The sequence below is a fragment of the Kribbella sp. C-35 genome (genome assembly GCF_046549195.1).
Taxonomy (GTDB): domain Bacteria; phylum Actinomycetota; class Actinomycetes; order Propionibacteriales; family Kribbellaceae; genus Kribbella.
Genome location: NZ_JAJPWG010000006.1, coordinates 1 through 20,811 on the forward strand (window position 1 = coordinate 1; position 20,811 = coordinate 20,811).

General features: G+C 68.5%; 18 protein-coding genes. 7 read left to right on the forward strand and 11 right to left on the reverse strand.

Features of this window, described 5'->3' with window-relative positions; all coding sequences use genetic code 11:
• Positions 1 to 692: HNH endonuclease signature motif containing protein (locus ACLJOO_RS34625; RefSeq protein ID WP_410791894.1), on the forward strand; the 692-nt coding region annotated here is incomplete at its 5' end.
• 132 nt (positions 693 to 824) lie between these two features.
• Here ACLJOO_RS34625 and ACLJOO_RS34630 read toward each other — a convergent pair.
• Complete coding sequence (locus tag ACLJOO_RS34630) at positions 825 to 1,670, reverse strand: DinB family protein (RefSeq protein WP_410791895.1); 846 nt, start codon at positions 1,668 to 1,670, stop codon at positions 825 to 827.
• 64 nt (positions 1,671 to 1,734) lie between these two features.
• On the opposite strand from ACLJOO_RS34630, the gene ACLJOO_RS34635 reads away from it, so the two are divergent.
• On the forward strand, positions 1,735 to 2,676 hold the full coding sequence (locus ACLJOO_RS34635; RefSeq protein WP_410791896.1) for a helix-turn-helix transcriptional regulator: 942 nt from the start codon (positions 1,735 to 1,737) through the stop codon (positions 2,674 to 2,676).
• On the opposite strand, the gene hrpA is transcribed toward ACLJOO_RS34635, so the two are convergent.
• The 5 genes from hrpA to ACLJOO_RS34660 all read right to left on the reverse strand — a co-directional run bounded on the left by hrpA (position 2,673) and on the right by ACLJOO_RS34660 (position 10,257).
• Positions 2,673 to 6,584 (reverse strand): ATP-dependent RNA helicase HrpA, encoded by a 3,912-nt coding sequence (hrpA, locus tag ACLJOO_RS34640; RefSeq protein WP_410791897.1) that lies wholly within the window; start codon positions 6,582 to 6,584, stop codon positions 2,673 to 2,675. The genes ACLJOO_RS34635 and hrpA overlap by 4 nt on opposite strands.
• 174 nt (positions 6,585 to 6,758) lie before the next feature.
• The gene (locus ACLJOO_RS34645; RefSeq protein WP_130385540.1) at positions 6,759 to 7,163 is read right to left on the reverse strand and encodes a universal stress protein; all 405 of its coding nucleotides are present in this window, start codon (positions 7,161 to 7,163) and stop codon (positions 6,759 to 6,761) included.
• A gap of 15 nt (positions 7,164 to 7,178) precedes the next feature.
• Positions 7,179 to 8,741, reverse strand: a complete 1,563-nt coding sequence (locus ACLJOO_RS34650) for a tripartite tricarboxylate transporter permease (protein WP_410791898.1) — start codon at positions 8,739 to 8,741, stop codon at positions 7,179 to 7,181.
• Positions 8,738 to 9,247, reverse strand: coding sequence for a tripartite tricarboxylate transporter TctB family protein (locus ACLJOO_RS34655; RefSeq protein WP_410791899.1), 510 nt, complete (start codon positions 9,245 to 9,247; stop codon positions 8,738 to 8,740). The genes ACLJOO_RS34650 and ACLJOO_RS34655 overlap by 4 nt, the downstream gene beginning before the upstream one ends.
• On the reverse strand, positions 9,244 to 10,257 hold the full coding sequence (locus ACLJOO_RS34660) for a Bug family tripartite tricarboxylate transporter substrate binding protein (RefSeq protein ID WP_410791900.1): 1,014 nt from the start codon (positions 10,255 to 10,257) through the stop codon (positions 9,244 to 9,246). The genes ACLJOO_RS34655 and ACLJOO_RS34660 overlap by 4 nt, the downstream gene beginning before the upstream one ends.
• A gap of 107 nt (positions 10,258 to 10,364) precedes the next feature.
• On the opposite strand from ACLJOO_RS34660, the gene ACLJOO_RS34665 reads away from it, so the two are divergent.
• Genes ACLJOO_RS34665 through ACLJOO_RS34680 form a run of 4 tightly spaced genes read left to right on the forward strand, consistent with a single transcriptional unit; the run spans position 10,365 to position 13,928 of the window.
• Complete coding sequence (locus ACLJOO_RS34665) at positions 10,365 to 11,135, forward strand: IclR family transcriptional regulator (RefSeq protein ID WP_410791901.1); 771 nt, start codon at positions 10,365 to 10,367, stop codon at positions 11,133 to 11,135.
• Positions 11,125 to 12,336, forward strand: coding sequence for a CaiB/BaiF CoA transferase family protein (locus ACLJOO_RS34670; protein ID WP_410791902.1), 1,212 nt, complete (start codon positions 11,125 to 11,127; stop codon positions 12,334 to 12,336). The genes ACLJOO_RS34665 and ACLJOO_RS34670 overlap by 11 nt, the downstream gene beginning before the upstream one ends.
• Positions 12,333 to 13,118 (forward strand): citryl-CoA lyase, encoded by a 786-nt coding sequence (locus ACLJOO_RS34675; RefSeq protein WP_410791903.1) that lies wholly within the window; start codon positions 12,333 to 12,335, stop codon positions 13,116 to 13,118. Before ACLJOO_RS34670 ends, ACLJOO_RS34675 begins: the two co-directional genes overlap by 4 nt.
• 27 nt (positions 13,119 to 13,145) lie before the next feature.
• Positions 13,146 to 13,928, forward strand: a complete 783-nt coding sequence (locus tag ACLJOO_RS34680; RefSeq protein ID WP_410791904.1) for an LLM class flavin-dependent oxidoreductase — start codon at positions 13,146 to 13,148, stop codon at positions 13,926 to 13,928.
• On the opposite strand, the gene ACLJOO_RS34685 is transcribed toward ACLJOO_RS34680, so the two are convergent.
• From ACLJOO_RS34685 to ACLJOO_RS34700, 4 genes are all read right to left on the reverse strand, one after another.
• Positions 13,915 to 15,519 (reverse strand): AMP-binding protein, encoded by a 1,605-nt coding sequence (locus tag ACLJOO_RS34685; protein ID WP_410791905.1) that lies wholly within the window; start codon positions 15,517 to 15,519, stop codon positions 13,915 to 13,917. The two genes, ACLJOO_RS34680 and ACLJOO_RS34685, sit on opposite strands and share 14 nt — an antisense overlap.
• Positions 15,516 to 16,394 carry an SDR family NAD(P)-dependent oxidoreductase gene (locus ACLJOO_RS34690; protein WP_410791906.1) on the reverse strand — a complete coding sequence of 293 codons (879 nt, stop codon included), beginning with the start codon at positions 16,392 to 16,394 and terminating at the stop codon, positions 15,516 to 15,518. Before ACLJOO_RS34690 ends, ACLJOO_RS34685 begins: the two co-directional genes overlap by 4 nt.
• 10 nt (positions 16,395 to 16,404) lie before the next feature.
• Positions 16,405 to 17,712 (reverse strand): RNA-guided endonuclease InsQ/TnpB family protein, encoded by a 1,308-nt coding sequence (locus ACLJOO_RS34695; protein WP_410791907.1) that lies wholly within the window; start codon positions 17,710 to 17,712, stop codon positions 16,405 to 16,407.
• A gap of 69 nt (positions 17,713 to 17,781) precedes the next feature.
• Positions 17,782 to 18,576 (reverse strand): alpha/beta fold hydrolase, encoded by a 795-nt coding sequence (locus tag ACLJOO_RS34700; protein WP_410791908.1) that lies wholly within the window; start codon positions 18,574 to 18,576, stop codon positions 17,782 to 17,784.
• A 78-nt stretch (positions 18,577 to 18,654) separates the two neighbouring features.
• On the opposite strand from ACLJOO_RS34700, the gene ACLJOO_RS34705 reads away from it, so the two are divergent.
• Positions 18,655 to 19,779 carry a M24 family metallopeptidase gene (locus ACLJOO_RS34705; RefSeq protein WP_410791909.1) on the forward strand — a complete coding sequence of 375 codons (1,125 nt, stop codon included), beginning with the start codon at positions 18,655 to 18,657 and terminating at the stop codon, positions 19,777 to 19,779.
• Here ACLJOO_RS34705 and ACLJOO_RS34710 read toward each other — a convergent pair.
• On the reverse strand, positions 19,776 to 20,756 hold the full coding sequence (locus ACLJOO_RS34710) for a GlxA family transcriptional regulator (protein ID WP_410791910.1): 981 nt from the start codon (positions 20,754 to 20,756) through the stop codon (positions 19,776 to 19,778). The genes ACLJOO_RS34705 and ACLJOO_RS34710 overlap by 4 nt on opposite strands.
• Between the last annotated feature and the right edge of the window lie 55 nt (positions 20,757 to 20,811).

Here is a 20,811-nt window from a genome sequence, read left to right on the forward strand (position 1 = left end):
CCGAGCAGCGCCGCGCGGACGTGGCCGCCGACCTGTTCGAACACATCCTTCACAACGGCCTGGACTGGCTCGGCCGCCGGCTGCCGGACCAGCACCGCCGTCGCCCGCACATCGAGGTCGTCGTTCCCGCCTCCAGCCTGCTCGGCTTGGACGACGACCCCGCGGAACTGACCGGCTACGGACCCATCCCGGCCGAAATGGCCCGCCGCATCGCCGCCGACGGCACCTGGCGACGGCTCCTCACCGACCCCACCAACGGCGCCGTGCTCGAGGCAGCCACCACCCGCCACGACCCGGGTGTGCTGGTCACCGAGACCCTGCTCGCCCGCCACCCGGTTTGTGCCTGGCCCGGCTGCAACCGCACCTCCCGCGACTGCGACCGCGACCACCTCACCCCGTTCGCCCAGTCGGGTCGCACGAGTCTGACCGGAATGGCGCCGTACTGCGAATATCACCACGTCATCAAGGACACGAGAACCTGGGGATGGAAAACTACCGCCCACCCCGACGGCTCCCTTACCCTCACCACACCCACCGGCCACCGCTACACGACAATCCCACCCGCCCGCGGTCCCGTCACACGACAAGCCGACGCAGGTTCCGCTACCCAACAGCCTGGCCCCGGCACCGAATCAAACGCCTCTGCCGGCGCCATTGCGCGCACCGCTGCCGGTGACCCAGCTCCCTTCTGACTACGAACCGCGTCGGCTCGTCGGCGGTCCCACAGGACCCATGTACGCATCTAGCCACCAGCTCGCATGGGACTGGCCCACGCCCTCACAGCCGCCGAACTCCACCGCCGCGCCCAACGGTGTAGGCCCTGGTCAGACCGTTGCGAGGTATTCTTGAGTGTCGGGCTGCTTGAACCATTGCGCCCATCCGCGGACGTCGGCGTTGAACCGGGAGTCGGTCAGCGACAGGTCCGCGCCGTTCTCGACCAGGAACCGAAGGGTGTCGAGGGTGCCTGTTCCGGCTGCGAGGTGGGCTGCGGTGACGTTGTCCGCCGTCGGCTCGTTGACGGCGAAGCCCAGGCCCGCGAGTTGCGGGATGATCTCCCAGCGCTGTGCGGCAGCGGCCTCGGCGAGTAATGCGGGGTGGTCGGCCGGTGTGAGCTCACCGGCAAGGGCAGCCGCGAACGGGTCTTCGGCGCGCGCACCGCGGTAGAAGTCGCGAACGGTGCCCACCTCGGCGCCGTGGTGGATCAGCTCGTCGAGAATGTGCAGCGCGAACGAGGCCCCGTCGTTGTCGGCGTACGGGCCCGCGATCTCGCCCATCGGCCGGTCGAGGTCCTCTTGGCTGAGCGCGGCGAGGCGCCTGCGCCAGATCGCGTACGCGTGGTCCAGCGCTTGAAGGGCGTGCTCGGCTGATCCCGGAACCGCGGCCGCAGGGTCTGTGGCGGCAGGTTCGTGCCCGAACCAGGTCGCCGTCCGTTCGGCCTGCAATAGGTCGGCGATGTGTGTGATCCGCCAGGCCAGAGTGGTGAACGGCGGGGGAGCAGGAGGGATCCAGGCCCAGTCGGCCGCGTACCCGTCGTGGCTCTTGTGAACCGACCAGCAACCGTCGAACGGTTCCCAGAAGTACTCCGCGTCGGTCAAACCTTCGACCCGGTCCCGCAGTCGTTGCCAAGCGAAGTCCGAGAGGTCCAGCAGGTTCTGCGTGAGCGTCGTCATGTGATCACCGTAGAACGACCTGCGGACAGGGTCGGTCCGCAGGTCGAGGCAGAATGGATCCACGATGGATACCGCGGCCCGGCTGCTCCGTTTGCTGTCCTTGCTCCACTCGCGCCCTCAGTGGGACGGCGCTGAGCTGGCGGCGAGGCTCGAGATCACGCCTCGCACGGTACGGCGTGACGTGACGCGGCTGCGGTCGCTCGGCTACCCGATCGACGCCGAGGCCGGGATCGGCGGTGGCTATCGCCTCGGACCCGGCGGACGCCTGCCGCCGCTGCTGCTCGAGGACTCCGAAGCTGTGGCAATCGCGGTCGGCTTGCTCGTCGCGACGACCACGACGGTGACCGGAGTCGAGGAGGCGGCCATCTCTGCCCTCGCGAAACTCCATCAGGTACTGCCCGTGCGACTGCGCGAGCAGGTCGCCGCGATCGGGGCACACACCACGCAGTTCCCGCAGGGCGAGCTGCCGCCGGTGGACGGCGACGTACTGGTCACGCTCGCAGCCGGCTGCCGGCACATCGAAGGGATCCGGTTCCGCTATCGCACCCATGACGGCAGCGAATCCGAACGCAGCGTCGAGCCCTTGCAGATCGTGCACACCGGCCGGCGCTGGTACCTGGTCGCCCGCGACCGTGACCGGCAGGCCTGGCGAACCTTCCGGGTCGACCGCATCGAGCAGCCGGTGCTCACCGGCTCCCGATACCGCTTCGACGACCCGCCGGACCCGGTCGCACTGGTTGCCGAAGGCACCGGAGTCGCGCCGTGGGACATCGTCGCCCGCATCCGTGTGCAGGCCGACGCTGCCACGGTGACCAGGGCGATCCCGCCCGGCCAAGGCGTGGTCGAGCCGATCGACGCGGCCACCTGCGAGCTGCGCATCGCCGCCAACGAGCTGGGACCCCTCGTCGCCCAGGTCACCCGCATCTACTGGCCGTTCGAAATCCTCGACCCACCCGAACTCCGTGCAGCCCTCCACGAACACGCACGCCGGCTGCTCGACTCCTAGCTGTCGGCCAAGGCCTTGCGGATGCGCTTCTCGGAGACTGGGTACGGCGTGCCGAGGGTTTGGGCGAACAGGCTGATGCGGAGTTCCTCGAGCATCCAGCGAACCTCGAGCAGCTCGGGGCTCGGGTACTTGCCGGTCGGGACCGCGCGGAGCCTCTTGCGGTACTCGTCGGTGAGCATGTCGACGACGGCCATGCCGGAGCGGTCGCGCGCGGCGTTGGCGCCGAGCTTGTCCAGGCGCTGCTCCATGCCGCGCAGGTACCGCACCAGGTCGGGCAGTCGCTTCGCGCCGGTCTCGGTGATGAACCCCGGATGCACAAGCCCTTCGAGTTGGCCGCGAACATCCGACAGGGCGGCGAGCAACGCCGGGCTGGCCGCGCGGGAGATCTGCTTGTCCACGGTCCGCGCGTGCCCGAGCACCTGCTCGACCTGCTGCAGGATCGTCAGCACAGTGTCCGCGAGGTCCGACCGTACGGCGTCCCGCAGGATCGAGAATGCGGTGAGGTTCCACGCCGGCCCGCCCGCCGCTGCCATCAGCTGATCGACAGCAGCCGCGATCGCGTCGTCGAGCAGCTCGCCGACGTTCCGATGCGGCCCCGCCATCAACGTCATCTTCTGCTGATTGCTCAGATTCCGCTGTACGACGTCGATCACCGAGGGCATCGTCAGTAGCAGAAGCCGCCGCGTACCTGCCCACATCGCCGCAGCCTGGTCGCGTTCGGTCTCCTGCAGGCGGATCGCGACGCTCTTGCCCTCGTCGACGAGCGCCGGGTAGCCCGCGACCGTCAGCCCGTTGCGGTGCTCGGAGAAGCTACGGGGGAGGTCGCCGAACGTCCAGTCGGTCAGCCCGGCCTTCTCCAGCCCGCTGACGGCCTTGGACGCGACCTGCGAGATCGCGGCCTTCGTCTTCGGCTTCAGTTTCTCCTTCAGCTTGGCGAGATCCTTGCCCTCGGCCACTGTCTTGCGCTTGTCGTCCTCGACCCGGAACGTCATCCGCAGGTGCTCGGGCACCCGCGTCCAGTCCCAGTCCTCCGGCTCGATCACCACGCCGCGCAGCTCCCGCAGGGCGCGCGCCATCGCGTCGGTCAGTGGCCCGGACGCCGGGTCGAGCTCGGGAAGGATCTGCCGCGCGTGGTCGGGCGCGGGCACGATGTTGCGCCTGATGGTCTTCGGCAACGACTTGATGAGGGTTGTGACGAGCTCCTCGCGGAACCCGGGCACGCTCCACTCGAAGCCGTCCGAGGTGACCTGGTTCAGCACGAGCAGCGGAATATGCACTGTCACGCCGTCGGCGTCCGTCCCAGGCTCGAAGGCGTAGGTCAGGTCGAAGGTCATCCCGTTCTGCGTCCAGCGCAGCGGGAACTCGTCCTCCTTGACGTCCGCGCCCTCGCGGACGATCAGCGAACGCTCGAAGTCGAGCAGGTCGGCGTCGCGCTGACGTGCCGTCTTCCACCAGGTGTCGAAGTGCCGGCCGGTGACGACCTCGGGCCCGAGACGCTCGTCGTAGAACGCGAACAGCGTCTCGTCGTCGACGAGCAGGTCGCGTCGCCGGGTGCGCTCCTCGAGCTCCTCGACCTCTTCGATCAGCTTGCGGTTCTCGTGGAAGAACTTGTGGTGGGTGTCCCAGTCGCCCTCGACCAGCGCGTGCCGGATGAACAGCTCGCGCGACACCTCCGGATCGACTGTCCCGTAGTTCACCTTGCGCCGGGCAACGATCGGTACGCCGTACAGCGTGACCTTCTCGTACGCCATCACGGCGCCGGCCTTGCGTTCCCAGTGCGGTTCGGAGTACGAGCGCTTGATCAGGTGCGGCGCGAGATCCTCGGCCCACTCCGGCTCGATCTTCGCGTTCACCCGCGCCCACAGCTTCGACGTCTCGACCAGCTCGGCGGCCATCACGAACTGCGGCGGCTTCTTGAACAGCCCGGAGCCGGGGAAGATCGCGAACTTCGTGCCGCGCGCGCCGAGGTACTGGTGCTGGTTCGCGGGGTCCTTCATTCCGAGGTGGCTGAGCAGACCGGACATCAGCGCGATATGCACGCTCTGCGGGTCGGCCGGCTCGCCGCTGTTGAGTTTCACGCCGATCTGGGTGGCGACCTGACGGAGCTGCGCGAAGATGTCCTGCCACTCGCGGACCCGGAGATAGTTCAGGTACTCGCTGCGGCACATCCGGCGGAACTGGTTGCCGGACAGCTCCTTCTGCTGCTTCTTCAGGTAACCCCAGAGGTTCAGGTACCCGAGGAAGTCGCTGTTCGGGTCCCGGAACCGGGCATGCGCCTGCTGGGCCTGCGCCTCGGCGTCGGTCGGGCGTTCGCGCGGGTCCTGGATCGAGAGTGCGGCCGCGATCACCATGACCTCGCGGACACAAGCGTGTTTGTCGGCCTCGACGATCATCCGGGCCAGCCGCGGGTCGAGCGGGATCTGCGCGAGCTGGCGGCCGATCGGGGTCAGCCGGCCGCCCTTCGGTGTGTCGATCGCCCCGAGCTCAGTCAGCAGTTGCAGGCCGTCGGTGATGCTGCGCTTGTCGGGTTCGTCGATGAACGGGAACGCGGCGATGTCGCCGAGTCCGATCGCGGTCATCTGCAGGATGACGGACGCGAGGTTGGTACGCAGGATCTCCGGGTCGGTGAACTCCGGCCGGTTGGTGAAGTCCTCCTCGGAGTACAGCCGGATGCAGATACCGTCGCTGGTCCGGCCGCTGCGGCCCTTGCGCTGGTTCGCGCTGGCCTGCGACACCGGCTCGATCGGCAGGTGCTGGACCTTGGTGCGGTGGCTGTAGCGCGAGATGCGCGCCGTACCGGGGTCGATCACGTACTTGATGCCGGGCACGGTCAGCGAGGTCTCGGCGACGTTCGTGGCGAGCACGATCCGGCGGTTCGCGTGTGGCTGGAAGACCCGGTGCTGCTCCGCGTTGGAGAGCCTGGCGTAGAGGGGGAGGATCTCGGTCGTACGGCGTTCGCCGCGGAACTTGTCGTTCAGCGCGTCGGCGGTGTCGCGGATCTCGCGCTCGCCGGACAGGAAGACCAGTACGTCGCCGTCCGCCTCGTACTCGAGTTCGTCGACGGCGTCCAGGATCGCCTGGGTCTGGTCGCGGTCGATCGTGCGCGGGTCCTCGGGGTCGTTGACCGGGCGGTACCGCACCTCGACCGGGTAGGTCCGGCCGGACACCTCGACGATCGGCGCCGGGGTGCCGTCGGCGGCCGCGAAGTGCGCCGCGAACCGCTCCGGGTCGATGGTCGCCGAGGTGATGATCACCTTGAGGTCCGGGCGGCGGGGGAGCAGGCGTTTGAGGTAGCCGAGGATGAAGTCGATGTTCAGGCTGCGCTCGTGCGCCTCGTCGATGATGAGCGTGTCGTACCGCGTCAGGTCGCGGTCGCGCTGCAGCTCGTTCAGCAGGATGCCGTCGGTCATCAGCTTGACCAGCGAACGCTCGCTGACCTTGTCGGTGAACCGTACGGCGAAACCGATCGTCTCACCGAGCTCGGTGCCGAGCTCCTCCGCGATCCGCTCCGCGACGGTCCGCGCAGCGAGCCGGCGGGGCTGGGTGTGGCCGATCATCCCGTGGACGCCACGGCCGAGCTCGAGGCAGATCTTCGGGATCTGGGTGGTCTTCCCGGACCCGGTCTCGCCCGCGACGACCACGACCTGGTGGTCCCGGATCGCAGCGGCGATCTCGTCCTTCAGCTGGCTGACTGGGAGCTCTTCCGGGTACGTGATCTCGGGTACGGCGTTCCGTCGTACCTCGACCCGCCGCTCGGCCTGCTCGACCGCCCCGGCCACACTCTGCAGCTCGGCGGCCCGCTTGCGAGCATCCGACGTACGCCGAACCCGCTCGAGCCGCCGCCCGAGATGCTCCCGGTCGTACGCCGTCAGGTCGTCGAGCCGAGCCGCGATCTCACCGAGGTTCACGTCGGTGACAGGAGTCTCATCTGAGGACGGCTTCCGCCCACCACGCCGCCGCGACGGACGACGCCGCTTCGCTGGGTCCTGGGTGGGGGCTGGGGATGGACTCGTGGACTCGGTCCGGGCATCAGGCATAACCAGACCAGTTTAGGCGTCCCACCCCAGCACCTCACCCGGATTTCAGTCGTGGGGGGACGGGACCTTGACGGCGAGGACCGGGACGGGGGACTCGAGGAGGACGCGTTGGGCGGTGCTGCCGAGGATGAGCTTGCCAACCGGGCTGCGGCGACGCAGGCCGAGGACGATCAGGCCGACGTCCTCGGCCGCGGCCGCCTTCAGGAGCGCGCCGGCCACGTCGCCCTCGGACACCGCCTGCTGGATCGTCACCTCGACGCCGTGCTCGCGCAGCTTGGCCTCGGCGGCCGCCAACTCGTCGGCGTTGGCGTAGCGGGCGTCGATGTAGGCGTCGCCCCGGCTCGTGTTCAGCAGCAGGATCGAGGCCCCGCGCAGCTCGGCCTCGGCCGCCGCGGCGGTCAGCGCGGCCTCACCCTCAGGCGTTGGTACGTATCCGACGAGAATCTTCACGGCTCCACTCTCCCATCAATCGTCCTCGCCGAAGGTCAGGCGGTCGCGGGTGGGTTGGGTCCCGCGGATGCGCGCGACGATCCGCGGCAGGTACGGGACGAAGAGCGCGAGCACCGTCAGCACGATGATCACCGCGCTCAGTGGGCGGGTGACGAACACGCTCGCGTCGCCGTTCGAGATCACCAGCGACCGGCGGAACTGCTCCTCCATCGTCGGCCCGAGGATCACGCCGAGGATCACCGGCGCGATCGGGAAGTCGAGCTTCCGCATGAAGAACCCGACGACGCCGATCACGAGCGCCATCAGCACCTCGTAGCCGGAGCCGGACAGCGAGTACACCCCGAGGCACGCGAAGACCAGAATTCCGGCGTACAGCAACGGCCGGGGGACCTTGAGGACCTGGACCCAGATCTGGATCAGCGGCAGGTTCATGATCAGCAGGATCAGGTTGCCGATGTACAGCGAGGCGATCAGCGTCCAGACCAGCGTGCTCTGGTCCTCGAACAGCTGCGGCCCCGGCTGCACGTTGAAGATCTGGAACGCCGCGAGCATCACCGCGGCCGTCGCCGACGTGGGCAGACCGAGCGTCAGCAGCGGCACGAGCACGCCCGAGAACGACGCGTTGTTCGCCGCCTCCGGTCCGGCCACACCCTCGATCGCCCCGTCGCCGAACTCGTCGCGGCCCTTCTTGCGCGCCTGCCGCCGCTCGATCGAGTACGACAGGAACGTCGGTACTTCGGCGCCGCCGGACGGAATCGCCCCGAACGGGAACCCGAGCGCAGTGCCCCGCAACCAAGGCTTCCACGACCGGCCCCAGTCCGACTTGTTCAGGTACCCGGTCCGCAGCCGGCCCTTCTCCAGTACGGCGGGACGCTCCGGAGTCGACCGCAGCTTCGACGCGACGTGCAACGTCTCGCCGATCGCGAACAACCCGACGATCACGATCACCACGTCGATCCCGTCCAGCAGCCGCAGCGTGCCGAACGTGTACCGCGGCGCGCCGGACAGGCTGTCCAACCCGATCAGCCCGATGAACAGGCCGACGGTCAACGACAGCAGACCACGGACGAGTGAATGGCCGACGAGAGCGGTCACCGCGACCATCGCGAGCAGCGTGATCGCGAAATAGTCGGTCGCCTGGAAGTGGCTCGCCAGGCTCCCGATCGGCTTCGCGACGAACGTCAGCAGCACGGTCGAGATCGTCCCGGCCACGAACGACCCGATCGCCGCGGTCGCCAGCGCCGCCCGGGCCCGGCCCTTCAGCGCCATCTTGTGACCCTCGATCGCGGTCGCCACCGAGGCCGACTCGCCGGGGGTGTTGATCAGGATCGACGTGGTCGAACCGCCGTACATCGCGCCGTAGTAGATCCCGGCGAACATGATGAACGCGCCGATCGGGTCCGAGAAGTTGAACGTGATCGGCAGCAGCAGCGCGATCGTCAACGCCGGGCCGATCCCGGGCAGGATGCCGACGAGCATGCCGAGCGTCACGCCGAGGACCGCCCACAGCAGGTTCATCGGGTCGAGCACGGTGCCGAAGCCGTGCATCAGGTCGCCGAAAACACTCAAGCCGATCACAGGCCCAGCACCCCTCCCGGCAACGAGATGTCGAGGAACTGCGTGAAGGCGATGTACACGACCACGGCGAGTACGACGGCCACCACGATGTCCCGCACCAACTGCCGGCTGCCGAGCACGCGGGCGGCCGCGAAGAACAGCAAGGCAGTCGCGATGAGATAGCCGAGCGGTACGACGAGCAGCGCGTACAGGACGAGCAACGCCGAGACGGTGACCGGCTCGAACCAGCTGCGATCGGTTGTGCGGGCCGTCCTTGGCGACCGGAGTCCTTCGATCAGGTAGGCGATCGACAGCACCAGCCACGCCGACGTCACGAGCAGCGGGAAGAACCGCGGCCCGGCCGGGTCGAAGCCCTTCGGGCTGCGGATGTCGAACACGCCCACCAGGAACGTCACGCTCAACACGATCAGCACAAGGGCCGCGATGATCCGCACCAGCCGCGACGCCTCGACCTCGACATCCGAAGCCTTGACTGTTTCTTCGACTGCTTCCTCTGAAGTTCTCACAGGATCCCTAGCTCTTTCTCCAGGCCCTGGACGCGGGTGGTTTCCTCGGCGATGAACTTGGTGGCGTCGTCACCGGTCTTGAAGAAGTCGGTCCAGCCGTTCTTCTTCCGGATCTCGGCCCACTCGGAGGACTGGTTCACCGTCGTCACGAAGTCGATCAGCCGTTGCCGGTCCGCGGCCGGTACGTCGGGCGGTGCGACGATCGCGCGCCAGTTCTGCACCTCGGCGTCGTACCCCTCGGACTTCATCGTCGGGAGCTGCTTGCCGTTGAGCGTGACCGGCTCGGCGCCGGAGGTCGCGAGGACCCGCATCTTCCCGGCGGTGATCTGCTCCTCGAACTCGCTCAGCCCGGAGATGCCGACCGTCACGTCGCCGGACAGGATCGCCGCGGTCGCCTCGCCGCCGCCGGAGTAGCTGATGTACTTCACCTTCGACGGGTCCGCGCCGGCCGCCTTCACCAGCGTGCCGGCGGTGATGTGGTCGGTGCCGCCGATCGTGCCGCCGCCCCAGCTCACCTTCGACGGGTCGGCCTTGTACATCTCGACGAGGTCCTTGAGGGACTTCAGCGGCGAGTCCGACTTCACCACCAGCACCTCCTGCTCCGCGGTGAGCGTCGCGATCGGCGTGGTGTCCGAGACCGTGATCTGGGACTGGTTCAGGGTGAGCGCGCCGACCATCACCAGGCCGGTGATCATCAGTGTGTGCGGGTCCTTGCGGTTCTTCGTGACCAGCTTGGAGATGCCGACCGCGCCGCCGGCGCCGGTCACGTTCACCACGGAGACCGCTTTCTCGCCGAGCAACTTCTTCTCCTGGACCACGTGCTGGAACTGCCGTGCGGTCAGGTCCCAACCACCACCAGGCGCGGCGGGGACCATGATCTCGACGTTGCGGCTCGGGAAGTCGCCGGCGACGCTGCCGCCGTCGAGGGTCTTCTCCAGGGCCGAGCAGCCGCTGGTCAGCAGGCTGACCGTGAGACCCGCGGCGACCAGCACCGTTCGGGGTCGCGACATCACGAGCTACCTCCTACGGGGCGATGGTACTGCGGTGGACCGTAGCAGCATTCCACCAGGAGGTACAGAGATTCCGTTGTGTGGCACGCCAGGCTAACCTTCGGGGTATGAGTGAAGGTGACGGAGTACGGAGTGTGCACCGGGCGCTGGACCTGCTCGAGCGGTTCGACGACGAGCATCCGACCTGGTCGCTGGCGGCGCTGACGGCGGCGAGCGGGCTGCCGAAGACGACGGTGCTCCGGCTCGTGACCACGCTCGAGCAGCGCGGTCTGGTCGCGGCGATCGGTCCGGGAAAGTATGCGATCGGTCCGGGTTTTCTGCGCTGGTCGCGGCTGAGCAGCGCGACGATGGAGATCCCGCCGGCGGTTCGCGCGGCGATGGGCAAGCTGTCGGCCGACACCGGCGAGACCGCGAACCTGTACATCCGCGTCGGCCGGACCCGGGTGTGTCTCGCGCAGGCGCCGGGTTCGTTGAGCGTCCGGCACATGGTGGTCGTCGGTTCGTCGATGCCGTTGTGGGGCGGGGCTGCGTCGAAGGTGCTGCTCACGGATCCTCCGGTGCTCGACGTCGATCCGTCGTTGATCGAGGAGCTCGCGCTGGAGGCGCCGCGGCAGCCGGGGTTCGCGAAGAAGCTGCGGGCCGCGGTCACGGACGCGGCGGCGCGTGGGTTCGCGGTCAGTCACGGGGAGCGCGAGCTCGGTGCGTCGGGTGTCGCGGCTCCCGTACGGCGTGCTGACGGGCGGGTTGTTGCGGCGATCGCGATCGGCGGGCCGACGACCCGGTTCAGCGACGACCGGCTACCGCCGTACATCACCGCCGTACGCCGCTGCGCCGAAACGATCATCCGAACGGGGTGGAGCGGTTTCAGTGCCTCCTGACGCGGATTTGCTGGCCGGGGTGCGGGTGCTTGATCTGACCAACGTGCTTGCGGGGCCGTTTGCCGGGTATCAGTTGGCGTTGATGGGGGCCGAGGTGATCAAGGTCGAGGTGCCCGGGTCGGGCGACCTCGCGCGGAACCTCGGCGGCGACCCGGACCTGTCCAAGGACGGGCTCGGCATCTCGTTCCTCGCCCAGAACGCGGGGAAGCGCTCTCTCACGCTCAACCTGAAGAGCGCCGACGGCCGCGAGGTCTTCGAGCGGCTGGTCCGCGAGGCGGACGTGCTGCTGGAGAACTTCCGTCCGGGAGTGCTCGAGCGCCTCGGCTTCCCGGTCGACGTACTGCGCTCACTGAATCCCGGGCTCGTGTACTGCGCGGTGTCGGGCTTCGGCCAGACCGGCCCGATGCGCGGACGCCCGGCGTACGACCAGATCATCCAGGGACTGTCCGGGATCATGAGCGTCACGGGAACCCCGGAGACCGCGCCGATCCGGACCGGTTTCCCGATCGCGGACACGCTCGGCGGGTACGCGGCGGCGTTCGCGATCTCGGCGGCGCTGGTGAAACGAGCACGCACCGGCGCCGGGAGTTACCTCGACGTCTCCATGCTGGAAACAGCAGTCGCCGCGATGGGATGGGTGGTCTCGGACTACCTGGTCGCCGGCCGGAAACCCGGTGCCATGGGCAACGAGAACGCGACGTCGGCGCCGTCCGGCACGTTCCGGACCGCGGACGGGGCGCTGAACATCGCGGCCAACAAGCAGGAGCAGTACGTCGAACTGTGCACAGTGCTGGACCGCCCGGAGCTGCTCACGGACGAACGGTTCGGGTCACGGGAAGCTCGGAAGGTGCATCGAACCGAGCTGAAGGAAGAACTCGAGAAAACGCTCTCTCAGCGTTCCGCGGCGTACTGGGACGAGTTGCTCGCGGAGTCCGGCGTACCCGTCGCGCCGGTGCTGAACGTCGAGCAAACGCTCTCTCTGCCGCAGCTCGCAGAGCGCGAACTACTGCACACGGTGGAGATGCCCGACGGCCGGGACCGCGAGCTGCGCGTCCTCGGCAGCAGCGTGCACGTGAACGGCGGACCGGTCGGACCGTCAACGCGTCCACCCCGTCTCGGCGAGCACACCGACGAGATCCTCGCCGAACTCGGCTACACCCCGAACGAGATTGCAGACCTACGCACAAAAGGAGCCACATGAGTACTGAGGCTGCTGATTGGTGGGCTACGGGGATCTCGGATATCGAGCCTGGGGTGATTCGGTTTCATGGTTACCCGATTGAGGAGTTGATCGGGGGTGTGAGTTTTCCGCAGATGATCTGGTTGATGGTGCGCGGTGAACTGCCGACGCCGGGGGAGGCTCGGCTGCTCGAGCAGACGCTCGTCGCCGCGGTCGACCACGGCCCGCAGGCGCCCTCGATCGCCGCCGCCCGGATGGCCACGTCCTGCGGGCTGCCGCTCAACAACGCGATCGCCACCGGCGTGAACCTGCTCGGCGACGTCCACGGCGGCGCCGGACAGCAATGTCTCGAAGTCCTGTACGACCTGCGCAGCACCGTCGACGCCGGCACCGACCCGACGACCGCCGCGCGAGAGCTCGTTGCCTCGTACAAGGAGCGTAGGGCGTACGTCCCCGGCTTCGGCCACCGCTTCCACCCGCACGACCCACGCCGCGACCCCCTCATCGCCGCCGCCCAGCAAGCAGTTGCCGACGGCACCATCAGCGGGGAACACCTGGAGATCGCTCTCGCGCTGGAAACCGTCCTCGCTCCGGTCCCGATGAACGTGGACGGCGCCACAGCGACCATCTACGCCGAGCTCGGCCTCCCCGCCGACCTAGCCCGCGGCCTCTTCATCCTGTCCCGCTCCGTCGGCCTCCTCGCACACGCCCGCGAGCAGCAACAAGAACCCACGCGCATCAAGGGCCCTCTCCCGAAGTCCGTCATCCCCACCTACACCGGCCACCCACCCCGCTCACTCTGATCACCGCGGCCGGTTAGGGTCGAGCGCATGGTCGAACTCCAGGTGGTACTCCCGGACGAGTCGGCGTCGATGCCGCCCGAGCGACTGGTCGAGCTGGCGATCGCTGCAGAGGACCTGGGCTACGGCACGGCCTGGTTGCCCGACCACCTCCTCCCGCCAGGTGAGTTCGGCTCGACGTACGGCGGTGTGTACGAACCTCTCGTCGCGATCGGGTACCTCGCGGCCCGCACGACCCGGATCCGGTTCGGTACCTCGGTGCTCGTGCTGCCGTTGCGAAGCCCGTACGTGGTCGCCAAGCAGGCGGCGACGCTGCACCGCTTGTCCGGCGAGCGCGTCGTACTGGGGATCGGCGCGGGGTGGGCGAAGGCCGAGTTCGCGGCAGTCGGTGCCGTGTTCGAGGAGCGTGGCCGCCGGACGGACGAGTCGCTCGGGATCATCCGCGATCTCTTCGAAGGCCGGGACAGCGGCGGCGTGTTCGAACCCACGCTCCGGGCGCCGCTCCCGCTCATGATCGGCGGTACGACGGTGCCCGCGTTGCGCCGTGCTGCGCGGTACGGCGACGAGTGGCAGGGGCTCAACCTGGACGGTGCCGGATTCGCGGCGGCGGTGTCGCGACTCAGGTCGTTCGGAGACCGGCCGATCAAGGTCGGGACGCGGCTCGACTGGTCCGGCGGGGATCCCGATCCGGTCGTCGCCATGGCTCACGAGCTCGTCGACGCCGGGGCGGAGACAGTGGCGGTGTCCTTCGGCGATCACACCAGCGCGTTGGATCGCATGACGAGGTTTCGGGAACTGTTCACGGCGGGCTGAGTTTGCCGCGCAGGACCTTCCCGGTCGCGTTGCGCGGGAACTCGTCGAGAATCACGATCTGCCGCGGCGTCTTGTAGCGCGCAAGATTCGCCTTCACGTGCGTCAGCAACTCGTCCTCGGTCGTCGGCGAGTGGAGTACGACGTACGCGATCAGCCGCTGGCCGAACTCGTCATCGGGGACTCCGGCGACGACCGCTTCGGCGACGGCGGGATGTGCCGCGAGGCACTGCTCGACCTCGACCGGGTACACGTTCTCGCCGCCGGACACGATCATGTCGTCCTCGCGACCGTCGACGAACAAGCGCCCGGCAGCGTCGACGTGACCGAGGTCGCCGGTGCTCATCCGCCCGTCGACAACGGTCTTGCTCGAACCGTCGGAGTACCCGCCGAACACCAGCCCGCCGCCCGCGAAGATCCGGCCGGTCGTGCCGGTCGGCACCGAGCGGTCCTGGTCGTCGAGGATCCGGATCGTACTGCCGAGACAGGGCCGCCCGACGGTGCCGGGTGCGGCGAGCAGGTCGGCGGAGGTCGCGATCGTGGCGATGCCGACCTCGCTCGACCCGTACGCGTCGCACAGCACCGGCCCGAACCGTTCGATGAACCGCTCGGCCAGCGGCGCGCCGAGCTGGGACGCGCCCGAGATGACGGCTCGCAGGGAACGCAGGTCGTACTCCGCGATGGCGTTCGGACCGAGATCGAGCAGCCGGCGCAGCATCACCGGTACGGCGACGATCGCGCCCGCGCGGGTGGCTTCGACGTCGGCGAGCACGGTGGGGGCGTCGAACCGCGGGCGCAGGACGAGTGGCGAGCCGAGGAACAACGCGAGCATCGAGGTGAGCAGACCGAGCCCGTGGAACAGCGGCGGGCACACGACCATCGGCTCACCTGCCCGCAACCCGAACCGGCTGAGCGCACTCCCGGTCAACCCCGCCAACCCCGCCGCAGTCGGCACCCGAGGCGCCGCCTTGGGAGTACCAGTAGTCCCCGAGGTCAGGATCGTAATGTGCCCAGCAGCCTGAGGCGGCGGTGCAGACGGCGCAACATTCTCGGCAAGCTCGGCCAAATCAGAGACAACTGATGGGATGCCTGCCGGTGGGGTGAACTCGGAGTCATGCACCAAAAGATCCGGGCGGTGCCGTTCGAGGACGGCCTGGAGTTGGGGTGGGGCGAACTCGGTGTTCACGAAGAGGACGTCCGCGCCGACGCGGGACGCCGCGAGCGTCGCCTCGAGGAAGCCGCGGTGGTTCCGGCACAGCACCGCCACCTTGCTCCCGGCAACGATCCCGTACTGCGCCTGCATCCCGGCCGCGATCCGCTCGCAGCGCCGATCCAGCTCGGCGTACGTGATCTCGTCGTCCCCGGTGATCACCGCCGCCCGCTCCGGATACCGGATCGCCGCGATCACCCCCAGCGCCGCCATCGACTGACCCCAGGTCCGCAGCGCCCGCTCGATCCGCACGAGCTGCGCCGGCCCGGCCGACCGCCATACCCCGGACTTGATCAGCGCGACCGACAACCCACCGACCTCGGCCGCACTCTGCACCAGCCATTCCGGCGGCCGCAGCGGTGGGATCGGGCGGATCGTCCTCATCGCTTCTTCCCGCCTCCGGTACGCCGGAAGTACTGCTCGAGCAACCGATCCGTCGGCACCCGCAACAGGTTGCCGAGAGCATCGGCCGGCCGGACGAACGGCGGAGTGATGTTATGCGGGCGCTCCGCCACCGCCGTACACACCTGATCGGCGGCCTGCTCCGGCGTGAGCCCCGGCATCTTGTTGAGCAGCGGCGTCGGCTCACTCATCCGCGTATGCACCAGCCCCATGTAGACCGTCGACGTCGTCACCCCGTCGCCGCGGACCTCCTGCGCGACGCACCGCAGCCACACGTCGAACGCGCTCTTCGACGCCAGGTACGCCGACCAGCGCGCCATCGGCGGCGTACGGACGCCGGCCGTTGACACGTTCACGATGTGGCCGGACCCGCGTTCGCGCATCGACGGCAGCAGTTCGAGCACGAGCTTGGCCGGCCCGAGGTAGTTGACCGCGTTGGTCCGCTCGATGTCGTGGAACCGCTGGTACGTGTCCGCGACCGATCGCCGGATCGACTTGCCCGCGTTGTTCACGAGTACGTCGACCCGCCCGTGCTCCGCGAGCACGGTCCGCACGAGCTCCTCGACCGCGGCCGGCTCGGCGAGGTTCGCCGGGTACACGTACGCCGTACCGCCCCGCGACCGGATGTCGTCCGCCACGAGCTGCAACTGGTCCGCCGTCCGCGCCACGAGCAGCACCGTCGCCCCGGCAGCGGCCAGCCGCCGCGCGGTCGCCTCACCGATCCCGTACGACGACCCGGTCACCAGAATCACCTTGCCCCGAACGGCCGCGGCCAGCCGTTCGTCGGAGATCCCGGTCCGCCCATTCGTCAGCGCAACGAGCAACGGCCACCCCAGAGGACGCTTCCCATTGACCATGAGCCTGAGATTACCCGCTGTTGACATCCTCCCCGTCGTGATTGACGGAGACTCCTACGCGTCCCGGACAACGATCCGGATCCGTTCGGCGGGTTCCTGCTTCGTCCCCGTCCGCGCACGCGAGCATGCGTCTGATGTCGGGTCCACAGGCGTTTAGGGTCTCCGCAAGTCCTGCGGCGACCATGACGTTGGCTGCCGCGTTATAGTCGCGGTCCAACCGTAATCCACACTCCTGGCAGGTCCACTCCCGCACCGAAAGCGGTTTCCTGCCACCGAGGGTCCCGCATACCGAGCAGGTCTGCGTGGTCGGCTCCCAACGTCCGGCCTTCAGCACTGTGCGGCCTTGGGTCTCGGCCATCTCAGCGATGAGGCGGTACAGGAGCCCGATCCCTGCGTCGTGGACGGATTTCGCCAGTCGCGTCCTTCCGAGACCGGCCAATGACAATGTTTCGATGGCGATGATCGAATTGGCGGCAACGAGGCGATGGGCGAGCTTGCGATGGTGGTCCATCCGCGCGTCTCGGATATTGCGGTGGGCGCGAGCAACCCTCATCCGCTGACGCTCTTGGTTCGCCGATCCCGTGTTCTTGCGTGAAAGGGCGCGTTGGAGTCTCTTGAGCTTCCGCGCCCGGGCGCGCAGGTGGCGCGGATTCACCACCTTCTCGCGGGTGCCGTCCGAATAGGTGATGGCGAGGAGATCATTCCCCACACCCGCATCCAGGCCAGCCGTGCGGGCAGCCTGCGGCTCATGAGTGTGCACATCGGTGGGGGCGTCGACGACGAACGACACCCAGTCGGTGCCGTCGGGCTCTCGAATCACCGTCACCGATGTCGGCGTTGAAGGGAGTGGTCGCGTGGACCGGAGCTTCACCTCGCCCACGCCCGGCAGCCGAACCCAACCCCACTTGCATCCCTCTGCGGTACGGATCTTGAACTTTGCGTTGCGGGTGAAGCGTGCGGTCTGTCGGTGAGTACGCTTCTTGAACCGGGGTCTTCCGACCTTGCGCCTCGTCTTCGTAACTGTCAGGGAAGCGAAGAAGTTGGTGTAGGCCCGGACCATATCCCTCACCGCTTGCTGCAACGGCACGGCCGAGACCTCCGCCAGGAACGCCCGCTCGGGGGTTTGCTTTGCGATGGTCGTCACCAGGCGAGCGGTCTCATCGAACGACACACGCTTGTGCTCGCCCGCCCGATACAGGCGCTCGCGCTCAGCTAGGAAGTCGTTGGCGACGACGCGACAACATCCGAAGAGGCGAGACAGCGCTTGGTGCTGGCCCGCAGTCGGATACGCACGGTAGATATACCGCTTGGTCGCCATGACTCTTGTCCTTTCCTCATCAACGTCGATTCACGGTTGGGTCGGACGTGGGAGCGTTGGCTTGAGGACTCATTGGCGGGCGGCATCGAGATCGACCCGGTCCAGCCACTCGTTCACGAAGGCGCGGAGTAGCGCGGGTTGTTCGAGTTGGAGGTTGTGACCGGCGACGTCGAGTACGGCGTACGTCGCGCGCGGGTAGTGGGGGAGTAGCTCGTACAGATCCTCGTACCCGGTCACGGCGTCCTGCCGGCCGCAGACGATCAGGGACGGTCCGTCGTACGGCGGACCGCTCTCCGGTGCCGTCGTCAGCGCCCAGTTCTTCTGGATGCGTTCCATCGCCGCCGTGTCCGCGACCGCGAGACCGGGCGCGACATCCGCTCGGTACGCCGCCAGCGCGGCGGCGGTCTGTACGACAGCCAGGTCCGTGAAGTCCTCGCCCTCGGTCAGCGATTCGAGCACGCCGGGCTCGGTCCGCAGTACGGCGTGCTCGGGCAGCTTCCGGTCCTTGTGCCACAGCTCGCCGGTCGGACAGATCATCGCAAGACCGCGAATCTGCGACGGGCGCTCCGCCACCAGCCCGCGCGCGAGGTACCCGCCGTACGACTCGCCGATCAGCAGGAACGGCTCGTCGCCGATCTGCTCGTCGATGAATGCGCGCAGGGCCGCCATGATGCCGTCGGAGCTGTCGATGTCGCCGGCGGGACTTTGACCCATCCCCGGCAGGTCGGGGTAGAGGCGGCGGTAGCCGGGCAGCTCGGTGAAGATCGGCTCGAGGCAGCCCGTCATCAGCCGGTGGTCCGGCGTCCAGCCGTGCAACGCGAGAACCGGTACGCCGTCGCCGTGGGACAGGAAGTGCAGTGCCATGGAAATGCCTTTCGCCGAGCAGGGGTTGGAGCGAAGCCCAGTTGTAGCAGGCCGTTCCGACAGTTTTAGAGTCTGACCATGGCCCGTCGCTCAGTACTCCCTCCCGTCCTTGATGTCGCCGTCCTTCGTGCCCGCCTGGACCGTGCCCGCGAGGCCGCGGCCGGCACCGGTCTGGTGATCGCGCCGGGCTCGGACCTGCGATACCTGATCGGCCGGCCGGGCGGCTCGCTGGAGCGCCTCACCACGCTGGTGATCCCGGCCGACGGCGCCCCGGCACTCGTCGTACCGAAGCTCGAAGCGCCTGGGTTCAACGGGTTGGAGGAGCTAGGCGTCGACGTCGTGACCTGGGTGGACGGCGTGGACCCGTACAACCTCGTGGCCGAGCGGTTGAGCGGCGCCGAGCGGGTCGCGGTCAGCGACTTCACGCCGGCGCTGCACGTCTTCGGGTTCCGGGATGCGTTGCCGAAGGCGGAGCAGGTCCTGGCCGGGCCGATCGTCCGTGAGCTGCGGATGCGGAAGGACGCGGCGGAGATCGAGGCGCTTCGGAAGGCGGGCGCGGCGATCGACCGTGTGCATGCCCGCGTCGGTGAGTGGCTGCGTCCCGGCCGGACCGAGGCCGAGGTCGGCGCCGACATCGCGGCCGCGATGGTCGAGGAAGGCCACACCGCAGCGGACTTCGTGATCGTCGGCAGCGGCCCGAACGGCGCGAGCCCGCACCACGCCCTGTCCGACCGTGTGATCGAGGCCGGCGACGTGGTGGTCGTCGACATCGGCGGTCCGGTTGCCGAGGGCTACAACTCCGACTCCACGCGCACCTACGCCGTGGGTACGCCGCGGGACGCCGACGTCGCCGCGACGTACGCCGTACTGCAGGAGGCTCAGCAGGCCGCGGTGGATGCTGTTCGACCCGGTGCGACCGCGGAGTCGATCGATGCCGCCGCGCGGGACGTCATCGCGGCGGCGGGCTTCGGCGACTACTTCATCCACCGGACCGGGCACGGGATCGGGCTGGACGTGCACGAGGAGCCGTACATCGTGGCGGGCAACGACCTGCCGCTGGAGGAAGGTATGGCGTTCAGCGTCGAGCCGGGCATCTACCAGGCGGGTCGCTGGGGGGCGCGGATCGAGGACATCGTCGTGGTGACGGCGGACGGCGTCGAGTCGATGAACAACCAGCCTCACGACCTGGTCGTTCTGACCTAGCCCGCCCGGAACGTCTTGCGGTACGCGAGTGGAGAGACGCCCAGCTCAGACCGCAGGTGGTGTCGCAGCGAGGCCGCCGTACCCAGGCCTGCCTCCTCGGCGACGCGGTCGACGGAGAGGTCGGTGGTCTCGAGCAGCTGGCACGCGTGCCGCACGCGCTGCTGCAGCAGCCAGGTCCCGGGCGACTGTCCGGTCTCCGCCTTGAAACGCCGGCTGAACGTCCGCACGCTCATCCGCGCATGCTCTGCCATCGCCGCGAGACTGATGTCCTCACTGAGCCGTTCGAGCGCCCAGGCCCGCGTCGGCGACGTACCCTCACTGCCTTCCTCGGGTACGACGCGCTCGATGTACTGCGACTGCCCGCCGTCACGCCACGGCGGTACGACGCAGTGCCGGGCCGCCCGGTTGGCGACCTCGCTGCCGAAGTCGCGGCGGATCAGGTGCAGGCAGAGGTCGACGCCCGCGGCCAGGCCGGCCGATGTGAGTACGTCGCCGTCGTCGATGAACAGCTTGTCCTCGTCGAGCTTCACCTGCGGGTACACGCTGCGGAACAGCTCGGCCCGCTCCCAGTGCGTCGTCGCGGGCCGCCCGTCCAGGTAGCCGGCCGCGCCCAGGACGAAGGCTCCCGTGCAGATCGAGGCGATGCGGGTGCCCGGGCGGATGGTGGCGAGTGCGGCGGCGAGGTCGTCGGGCAGCGTGCCTTCGTACCGCGGCTGCGGGATGTAGGTTCCTGGGACGATCACCGTGTCCGCTTCGGCGAGGGCCTCGGGACCGTGGTCCGGAACGAGGTTGAACCCGGCGCCGGCCCGCACCGGTCCGCCCAGTCCGCAGATGCGGACGTCGTACAACTTGGTGCCGTCGGCCTTGGTCGCTGCGCCCAGGACCGTCGGCGGGATGGTCAGGTCGAACCCGACCACCGGCTCGAGCGCGAGGACGGCGACCACGTGCGGACCGACGGCGGCCAGATGACGACTCATGGCCATATCTTGACATAGGTTGTCTATCTGGCCACTAGTTCGATGACGGTCGAAC

Bases quoted from the DNA above. Each gene is read 5' to 3' on its own strand.
- ACLJOO_RS34665 (WP_410791901.1), top strand. From the start codon at position 10,365: ATGAGTGAAGGTGACGGAGTACGGAGTGTGCACCGGGCGCTGGACCTG.
- ACLJOO_RS34710 (WP_410791910.1), bottom strand. From the start codon at position 20,756: ATGAGTCGTCATCTGGCCGCCGTCGGTCCGCACGTGGTCGCCGTCCTC.
- ACLJOO_RS34630 (WP_410791895.1), bottom strand. From the start codon at position 1,670: ATGACGACGCTCACGCAGAACCTGCTGGACCTCTCGGACTTCGCTTGG.
- ACLJOO_RS34700 (WP_410791908.1), bottom strand. From the start codon at position 18,576: ATGGCACTGCACTTCCTGTCCCACGGCGACGGCGTACCGGTTCTCGCG.
- ACLJOO_RS34680 (WP_410791904.1), top strand. From the start codon at position 13,146: ATGGTCGAACTCCAGGTGGTACTCCCGGACGAGTCGGCGTCGATGCCG.
- ACLJOO_RS34635 (WP_410791896.1), top strand. From the start codon at position 1,735: ATGGATACCGCGGCCCGGCTGCTCCGTTTGCTGTCCTTGCTCCACTCG.
- ACLJOO_RS34660 (WP_410791900.1), bottom strand. From the start codon at position 10,257: ATGTCGCGACCCCGAACGGTGCTGGTCGCCGCGGGTCTCACGGTCAGC.
- ACLJOO_RS34695 (WP_410791907.1), bottom strand. From the start codon at position 17,712: ATGGCGACCAAGCGGTATATCTACCGTGCGTATCCGACTGCGGGCCAG.
- ACLJOO_RS34675 (WP_410791903.1), top strand. From the start codon at position 12,333: ATGAGTACTGAGGCTGCTGATTGGTGGGCTACGGGGATCTCGGATATC.
- ACLJOO_RS34690 (WP_410791906.1), bottom strand. From the start codon at position 16,394: ATGGTCAATGGGAAGCGTCCTCTGGGGTGGCCGTTGCTCGTTGCGCTG.
- ACLJOO_RS34705 (WP_410791909.1), top strand. From the start codon at position 18,655: ATGGCCCGTCGCTCAGTACTCCCTCCCGTCCTTGATGTCGCCGTCCTT.
- ACLJOO_RS34685 (WP_410791905.1), bottom strand. From the start codon at position 15,519: ATGAGGACGATCCGCCCGATCCCACCGCTGCGGCCGCCGGAATGGCTG.